The sequence below is a fragment of the Rathayibacter sp. AY1A2 genome, from assembly GCF_002930935.1.
GTDB lineage: Bacteria > Actinomycetota > Actinomycetes > Actinomycetales > Microbacteriaceae > Rathayibacter.
Window position 1 is genome coordinate 1 of record NZ_PSTP01000044.1, and the last position, 1,492, is coordinate 1,492.

Sequence of the window (1,492 nt, forward strand, 5' to 3'; positions counted from 1 at the left end):
AGCCTGAGATCTGATGGGTAGACGCAAGTCGAAATCGGTGATCCTATGCTGCCAAGAAAAGCATCGACGCGAGGTTCTAGCTGCCCGTACCCCAAACCGACTCAGGTGGTCAGGTAGAGAATACTAAGGAGATCGAGAGAATCGTGGTTAAGGAACTCGGCAAAATGCCCCCGTAACTTCGGGAGAAGGGGGGCCTGAGGCGTGAACGGACTTGCTCCGGGAGCGTTCGATGGCCGCAGAGACCAGTGGGAAGCGACTGTTTACTAAAAACACAGGTCCGTGCTAAGTCGCAAGACGATGTATACGGACTGACGCCTGCCCGGTGCTGGAAGGTTAAGAGGAACGGTTAGCCGCAAGGCGAAGCTGAGAATTTAAGCCCCAGTAAACGGCGGTGGTAACTATAACCATCCTAAGGTAGCGAAATTCCTTGTCGGGTAAGTTCCGACCTGCACGAATGGCGTAACGACTTCCCAGCTGTCTCAACCGCGAACTCGGCGAAATTGCATTACGAGTAAAGATGCTCGTTACGCGCAGCAGGACGGAAAGACCCCGTGACCTTTACTATAGTTTGGTATTGGTGTTCGGTGTGGCTTGTGTAGGATAGGTGGGAGACGTTGAAGTGGGCACGCTAGTGTTCGTGGAGTCATTGTTGAAATACCACTCTGGTCACTCTGGATATCTAACTTCGGACCCTAATCGGGTTCAGGGACAGTGCCTGATGGGTAGTTTAACTGGGGCGGTTGCCTCCCAAAGAGTAACGGAGGCGCCCAAAGGTTCCCTCAACCTGGTTGGCAATCAGGTGGCGAGTGTAAGTGCACAAGGGAGCTTGACTGTGAGACTGACAAGTCGAGCAGGGACGAAAGTCGGGACTAGTGATCCGGCAGTGGCTTGTGGAAGCGCTGTCGCTCAACGGATAAAAGGTACCTCGGGGATAACAGGCTGATCTTGCCCAAGAGTCCATATCGACGGCATGGTTTGGCACCTCGATGTCGGCTCGTCGCATCCTGGGGCTGGAGTAGGTCCCAAGGGTTGGGCTGTTCGCCCATTAAAGCGGTACGCGAGCTGGGTTTAGAACGTCGTGAGACAGTTCGGTCCCTATCCGCTGCGCGCGCAGGAAATTTGAGAAGATCTATCCCTAGTACGAGAGGACCGGGATGGACGAACCTCTGGTGTGTCAGTTGTTCCGCCAGGAGCACCGCTGATTAGCTACGTTCGGAACGGATAACCGCTGAAAGCATCTAAGCGGGAAGCCGGCTTCGAGATGAGATTTCCATCCCTTCGGGGGAGAGGCTCCCAGCCAGACGACTGGGTTGATAGGCCGGATGTGGAAGACAGGACTAAAGACTGTCGGAGCTGACCGGTACTAATAAGCCGATAACTTGATAATCACTACACTCATACCGTTGTAAAGGCTGGTAGGAGTGGTCAGAGATTGCTTGCGTCCACTTTGTGGTTCCCAGAAGACGGGCACCCCGCATCCTCCTTCGGGAGG

Annotated in this window: 1 rRNA gene; it reads left to right on the forward strand. The window is 54.4% G+C overall.

What is annotated here, in order from left to right:
* A 23S ribosomal RNA gene (locus C5B93_RS16800) occupies positions 1-1,387 on the forward strand; the annotation flags it as partial.
* Positions 1,388-1,492 lie beyond the last annotated feature (105 nt).